This window comes from Enterococcus wangshanyuanii (assembly GCF_002197645.1).
Lineage (GTDB): Bacteria > Bacillota > Bacilli > Lactobacillales > Enterococcaceae > Enterococcus_L > Enterococcus_L wangshanyuanii.
In genome coordinates this window covers 3001052-3019073 of record NZ_CP021874.1, presented here as the reverse complement: position 1 = coordinate 3019073, position 18022 = coordinate 3001052, and the positions used below count along the sequence as shown (strand labels likewise).

Annotated in this window: 21 protein-coding genes; 5 read left to right on the top strand and 16 right to left on the bottom strand. The window is 35.7% G+C overall.

Translation table 11 applies throughout. The annotated features are described in order from the left end of the window. Positions 1–2 precede the first annotated feature (2 nt). From CC204_RS15065 to CC204_RS15000, 14 genes are all read right to left on the bottom strand, one after another. Positions 3–473, bottom strand: coding sequence for a crossover junction endodeoxyribonuclease RuvC (locus CC204_RS15065; protein ID WP_088269566.1), 471 nt, complete (start codon positions 471–473; stop codon positions 3–5). Next, positions 470–1930 (bottom strand): ATP-dependent DNA helicase, encoded by a 1461-nt coding sequence (locus CC204_RS15060; protein ID WP_088269567.1) that lies wholly within the window; start codon positions 1928–1930, stop codon positions 470–472. Before CC204_RS15060 ends, CC204_RS15065 begins: the two co-directional genes overlap by 4 nt. After that, positions 1927–3639, bottom strand: a complete 1713-nt coding sequence (locus tag CC204_RS15055; protein ID WP_157894253.1) for a hypothetical protein — start codon at positions 3637–3639, stop codon at positions 1927–1929. Before CC204_RS15055 ends, CC204_RS15060 begins: the two co-directional genes overlap by 4 nt. 502 nt (positions 3640–4141) lie before the next feature. Beyond that, on the bottom strand, positions 4142–4663 hold the full coding sequence (locus CC204_RS15050) for a hypothetical protein (RefSeq protein ID WP_088269569.1): 522 nt from the start codon (positions 4661–4663) through the stop codon (positions 4142–4144). 2 nt (positions 4664–4665) lie between these two features. Then, positions 4666–5370 carry an AAA family ATPase gene (locus CC204_RS15045; protein WP_088269570.1) on the bottom strand — a complete coding sequence of 235 codons (705 nt, stop codon included), beginning with the start codon at positions 5368–5370 and terminating at the stop codon, positions 4666–4668. An 11-nt stretch (positions 5371–5381) separates the two neighbouring features. Beyond that, a complete protein-coding gene (locus tag CC204_RS15040; RefSeq protein ID WP_088269571.1) occupies positions 5382–6167 on the bottom strand; it encodes a PD-(D/E)XK nuclease-like domain-containing protein in 786 nt (261 codons plus the stop codon). A gap of 14 nt (positions 6168–6181) precedes the next feature. Next, positions 6182–6538 carry a winged helix-turn-helix transcriptional regulator gene (locus CC204_RS15035; RefSeq protein ID WP_088269572.1) on the bottom strand — a complete coding sequence of 119 codons (357 nt, stop codon included), beginning with the start codon at positions 6536–6538 and terminating at the stop codon, positions 6182–6184. Continuing rightward, positions 6495–6785: a hypothetical protein gene (locus CC204_RS15030; RefSeq protein WP_088269573.1), complete on the bottom strand. Its 291-nt coding sequence runs from the start codon at positions 6783–6785 to the stop codon at positions 6495–6497. Before CC204_RS15030 ends, CC204_RS15035 begins: the two co-directional genes overlap by 44 nt. 214 nt (positions 6786–6999) lie before the next feature. Further along, positions 7000–7806 carry a helix-turn-helix domain-containing protein gene (locus CC204_RS15025; RefSeq protein WP_088270918.1) on the bottom strand — a complete coding sequence of 269 codons (807 nt, stop codon included), beginning with the start codon at positions 7804–7806 and terminating at the stop codon, positions 7000–7002. A gap of 27 nt (positions 7807–7833) precedes the next feature. After that, entirely contained in the window at positions 7834–8283 is a 450-nt protein-coding gene (locus CC204_RS15020) for a hypothetical protein (protein ID WP_088270917.1), read from the bottom strand. A 15-nt stretch (positions 8284–8298) separates the two neighbouring features. Continuing rightward, on the bottom strand, positions 8299–8571 hold the full coding sequence (locus CC204_RS15015) for a hypothetical protein (RefSeq protein WP_088270916.1): 273 nt from the start codon (positions 8569–8571) through the stop codon (positions 8299–8301). Next, entirely contained in the window at positions 8568–8927 is a 360-nt protein-coding gene (locus CC204_RS15010) for a hypothetical protein (protein ID WP_088270915.1), read from the bottom strand. The genes CC204_RS15015 and CC204_RS15010 overlap by 4 nt, the downstream gene beginning before the upstream one ends. Positions 8928–8963: 36 nt before the next feature. Further along, a complete protein-coding gene (locus CC204_RS15005) occupies positions 8964–9251 on the bottom strand; it encodes a hypothetical protein (RefSeq protein ID WP_088270914.1) in 288 nt (95 codons plus the stop codon). A gap of 16 nt (positions 9252–9267) precedes the next feature. Beyond that, entirely contained in the window at positions 9268–9507 is a 240-nt protein-coding gene (locus CC204_RS15000; RefSeq protein WP_088270913.1) for a helix-turn-helix domain-containing protein, read from the bottom strand. A 167-nt stretch (positions 9508–9674) separates the two neighbouring features. Between CC204_RS15000 and CC204_RS14995 the strand changes: the two genes are divergently transcribed. Together CC204_RS14995 and CC204_RS14990 are read left to right on the top strand one after the other, a co-directional pair. Then, entirely contained in the window at positions 9675–10301 is a 627-nt protein-coding gene (locus CC204_RS14995; RefSeq protein ID WP_088270912.1) for a LexA family protein, read from the top strand. 153 nt (positions 10302–10454) lie between these two features. Next, positions 10455–11600, top strand: coding sequence for a tyrosine-type recombinase/integrase (locus CC204_RS14990; protein ID WP_088270911.1), 1146 nt, complete (start codon positions 10455–10457; stop codon positions 11598–11600). A gap of 82 nt (positions 11601–11682) precedes the next feature. On the opposite strand, the gene rlmH is transcribed toward CC204_RS14990, so the two are convergent. Continuing rightward, positions 11683–12162 (bottom strand): 23S rRNA (pseudouridine(1915)-N(3))-methyltransferase RlmH, encoded by a 480-nt coding sequence (gene rlmH / locus CC204_RS14985; protein ID WP_088271737.1) that lies wholly within the window; start codon positions 12160–12162, stop codon positions 11683–11685. A 425-nt stretch (positions 12163–12587) separates the two neighbouring features. Here rlmH and CC204_RS14980 point away from each other — a divergent pair, with 425 nt between their 5' ends. The 3 genes from CC204_RS14980 to CC204_RS14970 all read left to right on the top strand — a co-directional run bounded on the left by CC204_RS14980 (position 12588) and on the right by CC204_RS14970 (position 16838). Further along, positions 12588–13880, top strand: coding sequence for a S1C family serine protease (locus tag CC204_RS14980; RefSeq protein ID WP_088270910.1), 1293 nt, complete (start codon positions 12588–12590; stop codon positions 13878–13880). A 209-nt stretch (positions 13881–14089) separates the two neighbouring features. After that, a complete protein-coding gene (locus CC204_RS14975) occupies positions 14090–15427 on the top strand; it encodes a PTS sugar transporter subunit IIC (protein ID WP_088270909.1) in 1338 nt (445 codons plus the stop codon). After that, positions 15411–16838 carry a 6-phospho-beta-glucosidase gene (locus CC204_RS14970; protein ID WP_088270908.1) on the top strand — a complete coding sequence of 476 codons (1428 nt, stop codon included), beginning with the start codon at positions 15411–15413 and terminating at the stop codon, positions 16836–16838. The genes CC204_RS14975 and CC204_RS14970 overlap by 17 nt, the downstream gene beginning before the upstream one ends. 86 nt (positions 16839–16924) lie before the next feature. On the opposite strand, the gene CC204_RS14965 is transcribed toward CC204_RS14970, so the two are convergent. Then, entirely contained in the window at positions 16925–17725 is an 801-nt protein-coding gene (locus CC204_RS14965) for a MurR/RpiR family transcriptional regulator (RefSeq protein ID WP_157894309.1), read from the bottom strand. Between the last annotated feature and the right edge of the window lie 297 nt (positions 17726–18022).

Genomic DNA, 18022 nt, shown 5'->3' with positions numbered 1-18022 from the left:
CTTCAGTCTCCTTTACTAATATCTAATGCTGAAAATGCTTTGGCAAAAAGGATTGCTTCACATTCGTCTTCTGATGGCTCAATTTTGTATATGTCTTTTACCATATCTAGGGCCTCTTGTTTCACAAGGTCTCTTTTTTTATTTTTAATGCCAACACGTTTTCTCCATTCTGTTGCTTTGACCACATTTACAAAATAGCCTTTTTCCTCTAAGCATATTTCTAGGGTACCTTTTAACTTGGCTAAAACTTCATAGACTACTGGATTCCGTTGTACTTGAATACCTTCGATGTAAACAAACGTTACTTCAAACTTTTTACACAAAGTCATGCACTTTTTTATAATTTCTCGTATCCGCTCATTTGTCGGTCCCAAAGGACGGATAACTCCATAAGCTACAATTTTAGAGCTATCCATTTCCATTACGCACCAACCAGTTGCTGTTGTTGATTGATCAAATGCAATAAGATTCATTCAATATGCCTCCATTCCCGATTAGGCTTATAATTTGTTTTTATTGCATCACCGATGATAATCAGTTTTTTTCTAGCCCGAGTGACAGCAACATACGCCAAGTTTTGATAGTCATTTTCACTTGGTTGATAGGCAACCACATCCCATTCGCTCCCCTGGGATTTGTGAATGGTCAAGCCGTAAGCTAAATCAAAATTATTTTCTAAATCTTTTTGATTCTTAAAAGTGATAATTTCTTCACTATCTTTCTTTTTGGCACTATATGCAGAAATGATTTGGAAAATTTGGCCATTGTAAAATCGGTCTTTTTCGTTTGTTTTCGCAACAATCATGTCATTGATACTAAAATTAGGTGATACAGTGACCGAACCATGTTTGACTCGTTGCTGTTCATTGATCACTTTGACATTATGATTCGTAAAGGATAATGCTACTTCTGCCCCTCTTTTGAATGCTTCATCTGAATCACTTACGACCTCTATATTTGGCATTGGCATATTGGAATTTTGTGGAATACCTAATATTTCTCTTCCCAATGCGATGATGTCTGCAGATTCAGACCGCCAGTTTTCTTTTAACTCAGCCGTTTTGAAAATTTCTTGCAGACGTTCAAAAGGACGACCGTACTCAATTGGTTCAAGTTGGTTTTTATCCCCAACAAAAATTAGCTGCTGCTGATCATAGATTCGCATTAATTTAGCAAATAATGGGGTTGATAACATGCCGCTTTCATCGATTACGATTGCATCACAATTTGCGGGATTATAAACAAAACTGTGGATTGTCTGAACTTTTACTTTACTCCCCTTTATTTTTGACTGTAATGCCTCTCTTGCTTTATGAGTAGGCGCCAGCACAGCCACATGCTTTCCATTCAATTCCAACTGCTTGATTATTTCTGCAGTCACAAAGCTCTTTCCAGTTCCGGCTCCACCAACCAAACATGAAAATTGATGTTTTACACAAGTTTCCAAAGCTTCTCGTTGTTCTTTACTTATATTCAAGTGTTGGTCATATACCTGATTAAATGTTAATTTGTTTCGAGGAAGACTCCGGATCGATTTTGCAACATAAAGTGTGTCTTTTGTCGTTAGATAATATGGTTCTTCATATAAGACAACACCAGTTCCTTTCAAATCATCGATGTGAAGGGCTACGATATCACTCCTTGTTTGTTGCATCTTTGTAGTAACATCAACGAAAACTTTAGCTGCTCTTTCTTGTTCTTCAGTATAATTAATTCCATATCGCACGATTGCATTTTTAGCATTTTTGAACGCGTACCTGTCAAGTTCCATAAAAACCATGAACGGATTTTCTACTTCCAAGAGCTGATCAAAGAAATCAACCGGGTTGTATCGATCGGCTCGTCCATTATAATTTTTTGTGTTCTTGACAAAGGCATAAGTATACGTACTTTTAATATTTTCTTGTAATGCTTTTGAATAGTTCTTCATCGATATATCACTTCCACTTCTTTTTCAGGCAATCCGTCTAAGATTGCTTGAGCTTTTGTTTTCTCTATTAATTCAGTCGCTTCGTCATGCCATTTTTCCATTTCAGGGTTGTCTAAGGTGTCCTTTAAATACATATATACTTGTCTGTATGTTTCATTTCGGCTACCTTCTGGGACACCGTGATCCAATACCTCTGCTAACAATCTAGCTTGTGCGTGATTAAACGTTAACAATGACTTAGAACTATTAGAAAAATCGACCACATTACTCATTGTTTTTCGTTTAGCAGGTCTAAACTGTTCCACGTTGACCATTGTGCCAATAATTGTCGAAACGTCTGAAACTGCCAGTGGATAGCCCATAAGTTGAGCTACTTTTTTACTTGCCTCATCTATTTCTAGTTCCAACATTTTCGCTACACCAGTAACAACATTTTTATATTCTTCTTTGTTCATTTCACAATCTGCCATCAAGATGATTCTCCAACGGTTAGATCGATCAAAGTAGTATTTTGCTGTTGGGTAAATTAAACCGAATAATCCTTGACCTTCTAATTTCTCTTCTAATTCTTCTCGTGTATACTCAACATTGTCGATATCTATTGAAATTAAGCGACGGCCTCCCATGTAATTGTTATCTGATCGTTCGTTGTTTTTAAAAGTTCCATCAATAAAATACGCGAGCTGATACTTCTTGATATGTTTATATTCTTGTTCGGTGGTAGCGCCTGATAGTAATTCAATGCCACCAACTTTTTCAGCCTCTATATTGTCGACGTCATCCAGGAATGATTGTAAGGTTTCCGAAGGACTATGTTGCATATCGCTTCCAACAAATCCTTTTTTTATGTTCAAAGGGATTTCTATTGACAAAATACTTTGCAATAATTGTTCTTGTTGAGAGGCCAAAGCCTCTTCTTGTTGTTCTTCTGTTCGCAATTCCTCTTCGAATATATCTGTCTCATCTTTATATTCAAAACCAGTAAATTCAAATGCAACATTCGGGATAACGATCCAGCGAGCATTTTCACGCCCAATTTTTTTATTAGAAGTTAGTTGATAAATCCCTAATTCTTTGATATCTTTCATTGCATTCGCTAAATCATGAGAACCTACAATACTTTTATATTCTGTAGGCTTCATGAACCATTCTTGATCGACTTGGCGAAAAACTGTTGCTTGTAATTTAGTAAGAGCGTTCAATATCTCTTCTTCTGCCACAAGTCCTTTTTGGTAAAGTGCAAACATCATTCTATCTGCCTCTTCCACGTCACCTAACTCGTTAACAATGATTGTTGGATCAGCATTTCTGTTTCTGATTTGAACGAAACCAATTTCACTTTGATAAAGAAAGCGATGTCCATCATATTGTAGATTGAGTGATTGATCATCCAAGACCACTATAGATGGTTTATTCCATACCACTCTTCGTTTATCGATAACAAGGGTGCGTTCAGCATTTTTATAGATCATCATGCTTTCTTCAAAAGCATCGGCAATATTCAAATCAAGATTTTTACTTGAAAATGTGCTTCCCTTGATAACACTAGTCACATAATTTATTTTTTTTACATAAACAACTTTTTTTCTGTGCGTCTCAGTAATAAAGTTTTGCGATAAGTTCAAACTGGAAAATGTTGCAATGTCCTCTTTGTCTAAGCCCATTTTAAGGAGCAATTCAAACGTTCTGCTGTATCCTCCAATGGCCACAAATAAAACCTCGTCCATTCTCGTATGTTTTGTCAAACTAGTAGAATTAATTCTGTTATATATCTTTTTTAGGTTCTTTTTCGATTTGTCGAAAATTATTTCTCCCACTTGTTTTATCACTCCTTTCATGGTAAACTTAGTTAAACATTCGAATAGCAATTTATCAGATATACCCTTAAAACTTTGTGAAAAGTTACAAAAAAGGGTATATCTTTCTATTTATCTATATTATTAGTATTTAAATATACTAGGTGTAACTTTGTAACCAAATCGCTACATCCTTTGGGAGAGTAAGACTTAGAGTGGTTACAGAAAAGTTACAAACATGGTTACAGTTACAAAAGTTTTTAGTATTTTTTGAAATCCGAGGTTATTTATTGCTCTGTGTAACCACTTTGTAACTTTTTTTGTAACCTCGCTCAATCTCATGTGGCTCTAAAGCTCAAATAGGTTTTTGGCACTTTGTGAAAAATACGTTTGTAACCATGTTTGTAACCACTTTTTAGAACGGTAAATCATCATCTGAAATGTCAATAGTCGATCCTGTTCCACCGAATGGATCATTGATTTCATCTTCCATTGGTCCAAAATCGTAATTTCGATAAGGATAATTGGGATTCTTTTTGTTTTCGGTGATTGATAAATTCATCAAGAATTGACTACCAAGTACTTTTTCCAATGCCATTGCCGCCGTATACTCATCTTCCAAATCTTTCTTTGTAAATTCAATTCCTGCCATTGCTGCTAATTTGAGCAATGTACGTCCATTTTTTTCTAATACAAAAACTGGAAGTCCATCATCAAATGAAATATAAATCACTTCTAAGCGATTCTTGTCTTTCCCTGAAACAACCTCCAAAGTAATCGCAAGTTGCGTTTGTTCATGTTTATTTACGTCCGCTTGTGCTGATTTCAATCGAACAGGGTATGTTCCTGAGTCTAGCTTAGAGTTTGTTGCTACCTTATCTTTCTTTGGATCAAATCCTTCTTTTTTGATGTTGCTTAAAGTGTCTAATAGTCCCATGTTTATTTCTCCTTCTCATTTGTATTTTGTAATATTGGAAGCAAATCCATTTGATTAATGGTTTGCAAATTACCGATTAGTTGATCTTTTGCTCGGGTTGTTTGTGTTGGCTGCAGAACGATTACTCGCTCTTCTTTTTGGGTTTCTTGATTGTTGATAATAACTAAACGACCTACCAAAGGGACGATCCCCATAATAGCGTCAAGGTTCCTGACGTCTGGTTGAAACTGCGTGTAGACTCTGCCTGATTCCATCGTCACTTCTACTTTCTTTTCGTGAGCGAAAATCAATATATTTTTACCTAATGATTTTAAACTCGCGATAAAATCAAGCAATACACGATCAATTACACCGTAGTCTTTAATTTCGGGCATTCCGCTTTTTGATTCAGTTGATTTCTCATTCAACCAAAACTTTTGGAAAGTTGATAAATTGTCAATTACTACATTATCGAACTCAGAACTGTGCTTTAATAAGTAACGATAAAAATCGCCTAACTCATCAAATGGCTTCTTATTGTCCATTACATGGATTTCAATATCTTTTAATTTTGCTAAAACGTGATACATTCCATCGACTGAAAACAGAATCGTTCGACCAGTTAATGATTTAACCATGCTCGTTTTGCCTTTACCAGGTTCTGAGTAAACTAAGGTAGTCCAATGATCAAACCGATTGATGTTCTCTGATTTGAGTATTTTAGCCATTAAATCCCCTCCTAACTAATTAATTCTTCTGAAGATACAAACCCAGATAATTCTTTATGCCCCCTGCAATAATCACATTTTCCGCACATTCTAGGTTTTATTTCACCATTCTTTACACCTGAAACTCGTTCTAAATTCCCTTTGATGTTATTCAACGATACAACAAGTAACTCTTCCCTAATTTCGATTGCTTCTAAATCACAAGGGGATTGTTTGCTGACCGCGATAATATATGGTGTGAATTCTTTTTTGTATTTCTGCTCCAAAAGATTCTTATAAATGGCCATTTGTTCGTAGTAGCCATAGGCTTCAACAAAAGGTATCCAAACTCTACGATTTTCAGACCAAATTTTCTTATGAATATCTGCAGTAGTTTTTATATCTACAAAATACCCTTGTTCAATATTTAAGCAGTCGATTTTCCCTTTCCAATGTTCTCCGTGCAATTTTCCAGTGATGATAACTTCTTTCTCACCTTGATATAGATTGTTAAAAAAAGTATCTTTTTTCAGTCGTTGCACCATCTCTTCTGCTACAATAAAAGCTGCTCTTAACTTCCCTTGCTTCGTTAACATTTCGGGTTCGTGATCTTTTTTAAATTGCTCGTGTGCTTCATCACCTTCAAATGCTGAGTGGACATAGTTACCGACTAAAAAGGCTTCTGTGTTCTCTTTAGGTATTTCACCAGTCAATTCTGCTAACGCTTTTGCTTCGCACACTGTGAAGCTTTTATACTGTGATGCGGACATGAACTCCCATTGTTTCTCATAATAATTTTCATCATTCAAAGTTGTCATATTTCCACATCCTCTTATAAATTATCTAAAATTCGCAAAATAGAATTACCTAGTTTTAAATGGATGTCGATATCATCTGTTAAATCAAAGTCATCCATGTAACGATTTAATAATTTTGTATATGCCTCTTTTTTGATCTCAATCTTCTGCGCGGTAGCAGAATTTATATTTTCCGCCTCATATTCGTCGAGCGTTTCGATTTTACGACCATCTGTATCTTGTTTTACCTTGATAAAGTTATCTCGCTTCAACTGGCTGATGTACGCTTTTACAGAATTTTCATTAATGTCCAATTCTTGTGCAATTTCTTGATTGGTCGCAGTCGGATTAGCTTGAATGAATTTCGCTACCCGTTTCTTTCTTGTATTCATTTTTCTTCCATCCCTCCAATAGGTTTATTTGGCTTTGTAATAAGAAAATGTAATCATCTAACTCGAAATTCACACTTTCATCCATTGCTTCGAATTTGTCTCTCACTACTGGGACATCCGAATCCTGATAAACAGAAATGACGTTTCCTGAAAATAGATCCATAATTAGTGAAGAACCTGGACGTCCATTGTTTTCATGCATAATCAAACGATTAGGTATCGTATCATGCCAGTAAAGTTGTGCCATTTACCTCTCACGTCCTTTCGAGATTAAATTATTTCTCATCTGTTTCGCCTTTTCTAGGCTGAATACAATTACATCATCAAAAAATTCGTGATCTACATAAACTACATCAGTTCCTCGCTCCTCTAGTTCCGAAATTATCCAGTCTAAATGTTCAATAGTAGTCTCTATTTCAGATCACGTCCTTTCATGGTATAATTAATAAAATTGATTTATATTATTGGCCTTCTTCGTCTGCAAACGAAGTTGGCTCTTGTTTTACTGCTAATAATTCACCTTCTGATGTAAAGAAACTAGTTGTTTTTTCATCACCAGCGATAGTGGTAGTCATGATAACCTGGATCATTTTTGACTGTGTTTCCACTTTCACACTCGTTTGAACTGAATTATCTTTCACAGGTTGCTCCTCCATTCTTTTGCCAAATCTGGCACAATTGAAACGATCCATCGCTTTTTTAGACCTAATACTGGTCTTGCTTCTATCAGCCTGAACTGTGATTAAATTCTCTTTTCTCAGGCTATAAACCTTATGTTGAATTTGAGTGAGTCGCTTATTGACGATTAACCGAGTTAACTCAGGATAGTTGGAAACAAATCCATTTTCGTCAAATTGGATATTTTCAATAACCAGTTGTATTTCTTTTTCTGACCAATTTTTCTGTGAATTATTCCGCTTAATTTTTCCATTTTTCTTCAGTGTAAAAATTCTACCTGAAATAGATTGTTCGGATCTTCCAAGACTTTCTCCAATATCCTTATAGGTCTCATTTTGCCTATACATTGCTATAATTCGTTTGTCTTCATCAGGAGAAAATCGCCTACCCGCAGCCTCAAATGATTTTGTATAGTCTGTTTTAGGTAATAGACCATCCTTGCGCATTTTGTATATCTTCATTTCAACTGATTTTATTGGGCGTGAAAGCTTCTTGGCCAATTGATCGACATTAAGAACAGCATTCGTTTCAGCTAATAGAGCATGTTTCTTTATATAAGCAATCTCTTTTGTGGTCCAATTCTTTACCATTTCAACACCTCCTAGTATTTAAAAAGACTACTTTTTCTTTTTCCTTTTTGACCAAGGTTTGTCCAGCTCCACATAATAGATAGATCCTTCATCATGCTTTATATCAAACTGATAATTAAATGATTCTAAATTTACTGCATCTGTAGATTCACTCAGATAATTAGCCACACTTGTAAAAGCAAGCGTAACTGCTGAACCTTGTTTTTTATTAATGATCATTTTCACGCAATCTGGTTCCTCATTTTTTAAAAACTGAATCGCCAACATTCCTCTCGAATACATGAACCTTGCGAATTTATAGCCTTTTTCAACTAATTCTTCACCTAGAAAGGCACCCACTCGACATGTTGTTTTGTTCATGCTCAAAATTGGCCTAGAAATCTTTCCTAAATTTGGATTTCCTTGTTTGATTGCAATTGGAACAAACTCACCAAAATTACTTTTCACTCCAACTTCTCCAAAATTAAATTTCCCCATTATACAATCTCCCTTCTAATTTAATCTTTTCCGTCCATATACATACGAGTGAAAATCCAACGTCCGAACAATGACATAAGCGACAATTACAGCTAAGCCTATCCAAATTGACATGTGTGACGTAGCGACAACAAACAGAGCCATAGGAATATCTTTCAGTTTCAATGTGCTGTTAAAAATGCAAAGAATGATGATCATCATTCCAGCAACTACCCATAGGCTCGACATGATCGCTAGAAATAATACAAACGGCGTTTCGTCAAGTGCTTTAAAGAATTTGTGTTTCATTCAACATGCTCCTTCCAACTGATATTTATCCATTCGCTAGTGCAATAAATCGTTAAACCAAAGAACCTTCCTTCTCTAGTCTGCTCCTTGTGTTCAACTTGAAAACCATTACCTAGTTTTTCTTTTAAGCATTTCACAGTTCGAACATCACGTAATCGTCTAACGTAATAGCTCTGTTTAGTGCTAAATTTACTTTCAACATCGCTTTCTTCTTTTATACATATTTGATATTCGACAAAACCCTTTTCAGCAACGTTGATTATCTGTTTTTCTAAATCCAATTTCTTGTACCAACGATCAAACCATTTTTCAAATGATTCATCAGTGATTTTATTAATCTGGTCAATTAGACTCACTTTCTGTCTTCCTCCTTTATTTAATAGGTTTTTGAATTATGATACTTTGTCTTTTCTGGCTTTCAGCCTATTATCAGACCGCCACTGCAAGTATTCTTCAAACTGACCATAGTGGATAAGACAAATTTTGTGTGATGGATTTAAGATTGTATGTTTTATCGGGTAATTATCCCTACAGTCTGCGATATAATCATTCAATGTTCCCAACTTTAGACCATCAATTTTTTTTAATACAACTTCTTTAGTCATATAATCTGTTTTTTCCTTATCTGGATCTTTGCGAATAATTTCAAGAAGCTTTTCGCAATTTGATTTAGTCGGCATGTTTGTAACCTCCTTTTCAAGCCATTTTTCGTTCTTTTTCGGGAACGACACTGGTAAAAAAAATTCCTAGGTTATCGCTTTCATACCCCAAAATACTTGCCATTCTCACCAGTTCGTTAGCTCCTATAGAAACAATACCGTTCTCTCTTTTAGCATACGGCGTTCTAGTATGCCATCCCATCTTCTCAGCCATTTCATCTTGCGTAAATCCTTTTGCTATCCGTTCAGCTTTAAGCCTTTTTAAATCTAATGTCATTGAATCCACCTCCGTTCTTTATTGGGAACAAAATAAATTTAACACCTTTGTTCTCTTTTGTCAACAAAAAAACTTAAAACGGAACAAAAAGACTTTTTAAACAACACGTATTGCACTCTTTCGGGAACGGTGGTATTATGTATATATTACTTAAAAGAGGTGAGAAAATGAGATCAAATGATGAAATAATGGATATCTTAGACCAACTAAAAGAAGAGAAACATCTATCTATTAGCGAAATTGCTCGCCGTGTAAATATGGCGAAATCAGCTGTGTCTAGATATTTTAATAGGACAAGAGAATTTCCTTTAAATAGAGTTGATGACTTCGCTAGAGCATTTAGTGTTAAACCAGAATATCTTTTGGGAATCGATTTCAGTAAGCCATCTAATCTTGTTTTTATAGAGAAGATAGTACAAGTTCCTGTTTTGGGTGAAATAGCTGCTGGAAAACCAATTATTGCAGATCAAAATATTGAACAATATATTCCAATGGTAGCATCCAGTCTCCCTTCTGGTGATATTGTTGCTTTAGATATTCGCGGTGATAGTATGAGCCCTGGAATCCCTAATGGCTCTCAAGTGTTAATAAGATTGCAACCCGAAGTAGAAGATGGAGAAGTAGCTGCTGTTCAGTTGAATGGAGATACAGAAGCAACACTAAAAAGAGTAAAAAGACAAAATGGAATTATGCTTCTGATTGCTGACAACCCTAATTATCAGCCTATCATCGTTACTTCTGATATGCCTGCTAGAATTATAGGAAAAGCCGTACAAGTGATTTACAATTTATAGAATTCTAAAATGGAATAGATAAAATGTCTAGGAATTTTCTGAACAAAAAATACATCCCCCTGCCGGCAAGCTAAGTGGATGTACTAATCAAAATAAAACCTAAATAGGCTTATTTACTATGCCTATTTTAACACAAATAGGAGTGTATGAACAATGTGGATGGAAAAAACATATGACGGTAAATTTAAGTATCGGGAAAGATACACTGACCCTTACACAGAAAAATACCGTACTGTATCAGTTACGCTTTTGAGTAATTCAAGACAAGCTCAGAATAAGGCTCAACGATACTTAAATGAGGAAATACGCAAACGGCTATCTATTAAAATAGAAGGATCGGACACCTTTAAAAATGTCCTTGAAGAATGGCTGGAAAAATACAAACATACCGTCAAAGAAACAACATACTGGCGCAACGAATGGAATGTGAAGCTCATTCGCAGATTCCTGAAAGACGATATAATTGTGAAAAATATTGATACCCCACTGATCCAACAGGGATTAGATAAACTATACTATGAAGATAATTACTCACTTTCCACTGTGAAAAATTGTAAATCGCTTATCAGAATTATTTTGGAGCATGCACGAAAGAAAAACTTGATCGAACACAACCCAGTCAATGACGTAACCATTCACCAGAAAGCAATGAAATATGAAGACTTAGAAAAAATTGAAAACAAATATCTGGAAAAGGATGAACTGAAAAAAATACTCTTTATTCAGCGTAACTTATTTAAAAGCAAACGGTTTGCTGATTTGGCTGAGTTCATGGCACTCACTGGCGTAAGGTTTGGAGAAGCTATTGCCTTAGATTATTCATGTTTAGATGCTAATATATTGAATATTGATGGAACACTGGACTATACAACAAAAGGGACCCCTGAGCTGCACAAAACGTTGCCAAAGACTGCTGCAGCCATCAGAAAAGTAGAATTGAACCAGCGTGCTGTGGATATATTGAATGAATGCAAACTGGAAAACAATCTGAACATTTCCAAGCGCTTCACTGATAAAGGTTTCTTTTTCTCAAGTCTTCTTGGCAACCCTATAGCAATATGTAATTTTAATGATTCATTGAAACGCGCTGCGAAGCATGCTGGCGTTGATAAAAACCTATCTTCCCACATTCTCCGGCACACTCATATCTCAATGCTGGCTGAAAAGAGAATACCTATAAAGGCCATCATGGAACGGGTAGGTCATACCGATGCAGAAATAACAACAAGAATTTATACCCATGTTACTGAAGAAATGAAAAGGGACATTATAGAAGCCCTCGAAGAAATCGAACTATAATTGCCCCTTTTATGCCCCTTTTCACATTATCGAATTGATGAACATAACATAAATCCTTAACAAATAAGGATTCATACATATTTTATTTATGATAAGGTTCCCCCCGCATAATCCGAAATCCGCGATAAATCTGCTCCACCAATACCAACCGCATCAGCTGATGTGGATAAGTCAGCTTGCCAAACGACATCTGCTTTTGGCTTCTCTTCATCACCTCATCACTTAGCCCAAGTGACCCGCCGATCACAAAGGCTAATTGACTTTTTCCATCGATCCCCAACTGTTCAATTTCTTTTGAAAATTCCTCACTGCTATACTGCTTGCCATTGATCGCTAAAACAAATACATGATCCTGATCAGAAATTTTCGCCAAGATCCGTTCGCCTTCTTTGCCTTTGACCTGCAGCATTTCTGCTTCACTTAGATTCTCTGGTGCTTTCTCGTCTGCGACTTCGATGATTTCAACCTTCGCATAGCTTTGCAGTCGTTTTAAGTATTCATTGATTCCTTGAACCAGATATTTCTCTTTTAGCTTACCTACTGTAATGATTTTTATTTTCAACAGATTCACGTCTCTTCCTATGTTTGATTCTTTCAGTTGTTAACAATTTTATCATGAATGATTTTACTCTTCCACATACTTTCCCACAAAGTTATGCACATATGCACAGACTTATCCACAGAACTAAGGTCATTTATCCTTTATTTCATGGTATTTTTAGATACAAACACATATTCCCATTTACTTTTCCACATTATCCACATTTTGTGGATAACTTTTTCACAGGAGTTTTCCTCCCTTTTTCGATAGTTTTTCACATATTCTTGTGTATAAGTAGCGTGTTCAAAACATTTTTTCATTGTTTATATCTGTTTTTCTCCCTAACTTGTTCATAAAAAATTCAAAGCTGTTCGGTAGACTAAAGTTGTCTTGAAAGACTATACTAAATATAATAAATAATGATAGATAATTAGGAGGTTGCTTATATGCAAAGAAAAGATGTTACACCTGATTCAGATAAAAAACAAAATGGCGTATTCAAAAAATTTGGGATTGGTTTAGTCGGAGGGTTACTTGGTGGGGCTTTAGCTTTTGGCGGGGCTTACGCGATTACGGGACAAAATTCTTCTTCTAATAATACAACGACAAATACAACTGTGAAAGAGAACAAAGGTGATACGAAAGTTACAAATGTCAGCCTAGACGTCAACAGTGATGTTACAAAAGCGGTAGAAAAAGTCCAAAACTCTGTGGTTTCCGTGATCAACTTACAAAATACTAGCCAAAATTCTGATTTTGGCAGCTTATTTGGCGGTCAAAATGGCAGCGAATCAAATGGTGAGGAATCGAACGGCAGTGACCTTGAAGCAGCCAGTGAAGGTAGTGGGGTCATTTATAAGAAAGACGGCAAAACAGCGTATGTTGTTACGAATAATCACGTAGTCGATCAGGCAAAAGGTCTTGAAGTTGTACTACATGATGGAACAAAAGTACAAGGCGAGTTAGTCGGCACAGACTCATACACTGACCTTGCGGTGATCAAGATTTCTTCTGATAAAGTTGATTCAATCGCAGAATTCGGCAACTCAGATAAACTAAAAATCGGTGAGCCAGCCTTAGCGATCGGTTCTCCATTGGGTTCTGCTTACGCTAACTCTGTAACACAAGGGATCATCTCTTCTGTTAACAGAAATATCCAAAATGAAAACAATGGACAAGCAATCAACATCAATGCGATCCAAACAGATGCAGCGATCAATCCAGGGAACTCCGGCGGTCCTTTAGTCAACATCGAAGGTCAAGTCATCGGAATCAACTCCGTTAAGATCGTTCAATCTGAAAGTCAAGTCAGCGTTGAAGGAATGGGCTTTGCGATTCCTAGTAACGACGTAGTCAATATCATCAATCAGCTAGAAAAAGATGGGAAAGTGACTCGTCCAGCATTAGGTATTTCAATGGAAGAATTAACGAATGTCTCAACTCAGCAAAGAAAAGAAATTTTGAACTTGCCTGAAGATGTTCAAACTGGGGTCCTTGTCCGTACTGTCCAAACTGCAACTCCAGCAGACAAAGCGGGGCTTGAACGATACGATGTCATCACAAAAATCGATGATGAAGATATCAGCTCAGTGACAGAATTACAAAGTGCACTGTATAAGAAAAAAGTCGGCGATAAAATGAAAGTCACCTTCTACCGTGATGGGAAAGAACAAAGTGTCAATGTTGAATTAACGATCGACCAAACAGCTTTAAAATCAAATGCTCAAACAAATGAATAACATAAAAAAAGCGGGACATCTTCCAAAATGATGTCCCGCTTTTTTTGTTTTCCTACAGTAAATTTTTCACTAAAGACTCTTCAAAACTTACAAACTTTGTAAAAAATACAGATTTTGTAAGTCTTACAAATATTGTCTCCTTTTATTTGAACCTCTTGTGATATGATTTTTTTGTAATCGATTACAAAAAAATCAGGAGAGTAAAACGAATGAATAAAATTGAGGAAATAATTAATAATCGCTTAATGCCCATAGCAATAAAATTCCAAAACAATAAATACATGAGTGCTATTTCAGATGGTTTTTCAATGATTTTACCGATTACAATGTTGGGGGCAATTTTTACATTGCTATCCAGCATGCAATTTGAACTCTATCAGAATTTTTTAAAAGTCACTCATTTAGCTACTATTTTAAGCTATGCTTCCAAAGTAACGACCGATATGATCGCTCTGTATGTCGTTTGTGCCATAGCCTATAATTTAACGATAAAATTAGGATTTCAAAAAGATGCCTTTTTTTCTGCACTTCTTTCATTAGTGCTATTCTTTATGATGTTACCTAACGGAATGGAGCATCAATTGGAATCAGGTGAGAAGATCACGATTCTTAATGCTTTATCAACAGAATATTTGGGTGCAAAAGGCATGTTTATGGGCATTATTTTAGGAATGATCATCCCAATCATCTATTGTGCGATCATTAAACGAGGAATCGTTATTAAAATGCCAGCCAGTGTTCCGCCAACTATCGCAAAATCATTTGCATCAATTGCACCTGCTTTTATCCTAACAAGTATTTTTTCTCTTATTCGATTTGGATTTGAAATGACCTCTTATGGGGATGCCAATAATTTCATTTATACTATTTTGGGTGGTCCCTTACAGAATTTAGGAAATAGTCCGATTTCATTTATCATTTTGATCGTTTTTGCTCAACTTCTATGGTTCTTTGGAATACATGGTTATATGATTATTCGTCCAGTCCTACAAACTGTTTTTATTCCACTCAGCTTGATGAACTTAGCTGCTTTTGAAGCTGGAGAGCAATTACCAAACGCCATTACGTATCAACATTACGGAACATATGCCAATTTAGGTGGTTCTGGGGCTTTGTTGGGATTAGCACTTTTGATGTCATTCACAGCTAAAAGTGATCGTTATAAAAAATTAGGGAGAATGGCTTTACCGGCTACTTTCTTTGGAATCAATGAACCAGTTATTTTTGGCGTTCCAATGGTTTTAAATACCGTATTTTTTATTCCTTTTCTCATTGGTCCTATTTTAATGTTTGTTATCCCTTACTTGCTACAAGTGTTTCATATCATTGAAACGTTAAGAGGCATTCAACTCCCTTTAGGAACGCCAGCTCTAGTCTATGGTTGGTTAGAAGGCGGGACACCTATATTGATCGTTCAAGCGGTCTTGATCGTAATCCAAGTTGTCCTCTGGTTGCCATTTTTCAAAGCAGCAGATCGGCAAGCAATTTTAGAAGAAGCACAGCTGGCTAAGGAAATCAGTAACGAAAAGAATGAAGCAGGTGAATGAGTTGAAAAAATTTAAAGAAGATTTTTTATGGGGTGGAGCCTTGGCTGCGAATCAGTCAGAAGGAGCCTATTTAGAAGACGGGAAAGGTCAGTCGATCATTGATATATTACCTGTAGGAGAAAAACGCAAACACAGTTTAAAAGATCCAAACTATGCCTTTGAACAAACCTTTGATTACTATCCAAGCCATCAATCAATCGATTTTTATCATCAGTATAAAGAAGATATCAAGTTATTAGCTGAGTTAGGAATAAAATGTTTACGAACATCCATTAGCTGGCCCAGAATATTTCCCAAAGGAGATGAAATGGAACCTAATGAAGCAGGTCTTAAATTTTATGATGATCTTTTTGATGAATTACTAAAATACAACATTGAACCGATCGTGACTATCAATCATTTTGATACACCGCTCTATCTTTCACAAACATATAGAGGCTGGGAAAATCAACAGTTGATCCTTTTTTATAAACGATATTGTGAAACGTTGTTTAGACGTTACCATAAAAAAGTAACTTATTGGATCACCTTTAATGAAATCAATATGATCTTAAGAAATCCCTTTTTAGCTGGAGGACTTATCACTAATGAAAAAAGTGCGGTTTTTCAAGCAGCTCATCATCAACTAGTTGCTTCGGCAGAAGTGACAAAGCTAGCTAAGAGTATTGATCCAACGATGCAAATCGGCTGTATGCTAGCAGCGGGAAGCGTTTACCCCTATACCTGTAATCCCAAAGATATCCAAGCAGCCATAGAACGTAGCCGTGACCAATACTTCTTTATAGATGTTCAAGTGAATGGTACCTATCCGTACTTTTCGCAACGCTATTTTGAAGAAAATGGCATACAACTGAATCGCTCACAGGAAGAGTTAGCGCTGCTAGCAGAATATACCGCTGACTTTATTGCCTTTAGTTATTATACAAGTCGGTTAGAAACCGTCGATAACGAGTTACGACGTAACCTTATTGAAGGAAATGCAATGGCCAGTGTTCGAAATCCCTATTTGAAAGATGCAGGCTGGGGCAGACAAATCGATCCCTTAGGGTTTAGGATCACCATCAACGAGATTTATCAGCGCTATCAGCGTCCCCTTTTTATTGTAGAAAATGGGTTAGGTGCAAAAGATGAACGAACTGGTGAGCATATTCATGATGAATACCGCGTTGATTATTTTCGTAGTCATATCGAGCAAATGGCAGAAGCTGTAAAAGACGGAGTAGATCTAATTGGCTATACGACGTGGGGCTGTATTGATCTGATCAGTGCAGGAACTGGTGAAATGAGTAAGCGATATGGCTTTATATACGTAGACTTAGATGATGAAGGGAAAGGAACAAGGAAACGGTATAAAAAGGATAGTTTCAGTTGGTACCAAAAAGTCATTGAAACAAATGGCGAAATCATATAAATTAGAAACACTAGAAAAAGACTACATTTAGCGAGGAACGATCTAATTTAAACCATTCTTTAGTCTCTAATAGTCTTTTTTTATCCTTATGAATATAATTGACAATAGCGAGAATACAAAATATCAATAAAGAGCTGTGCCTGATAAGGAGCAGCTTTTTTGATTGTACTATTTCCTAAAAATAGGACTTCATCAAAAATATTAGCAATTTTCATTTGATCATTTTGAGTAATTAATACTGTATAATTGTCACCAGAGGACATATTGAATAATAGATCACTAAATTTTAAAAAATAGTTCCCCTCAGTGGAAAGAATGATCACTAAGCTATTTTTTTCGATTTGCTGAAACGCCTTTCGCTGACTCATTCGTCCATTAAAATAAGTAATATATTTCCCACATGAAAAAAATAAATATTGCAATTGTTCCAATAATAAGCCTGAGCTATGAGTGCCAAAAAAATACACATTTTCAGTCGTATAAATACGCTCGCATAAATGATCTATTTGCTCTAGATCAAGATTCTTTTCTAATTCTTGAAACGATTGTGTTATTTTTTTGATGTATTCGTTTAAAGAATGGCTACTGTCACGTTGATTAATTGATAATTCAAAATTATTTTTATTGATGAACTTTTTTGTATTAGACTGGTAATCAATGAAGGCTTGCTTCATATCAGAAAATTTTGAATAACCTAACTTTTTAGAAAAACGGCTAATACTGGCTGTAGAGGTAAAACATTCTTCTGCTAAAGATTCAATTGAAATATCAGCAACATCATGCCCGACTTTTTTTAGCAAGCTACGTGCAATCGTTGTATTGATATTTCCTTCTGTCGTGGAAATCACAAGATCCTGAAGCTTGCCCACAATACTCGCCTTCTCCATTCTATCGTCCTCCATAATAAATATGTTTAATGTAAGTATAACAGAAGCAAGATTGGGACAGAAGTGCTTAACTACGAGAACTAGACAAGCGCTGCGCGATATTGTTTATCTATGATTCGTTTTTGATGATAAAGTATTCTCTATTTCAGCTCTTGATGTTTAGCATTTAGAAAGAGGTTATTTTCCATCCTCATTCATAACTCTAAAAATAAATAAAAGTTAAAACGAGTCACAAAAAAATCTTGAGGACTCATTTTAACTTTGAAATGCTAGTTCACTTTTAACTCGAGGTATTTT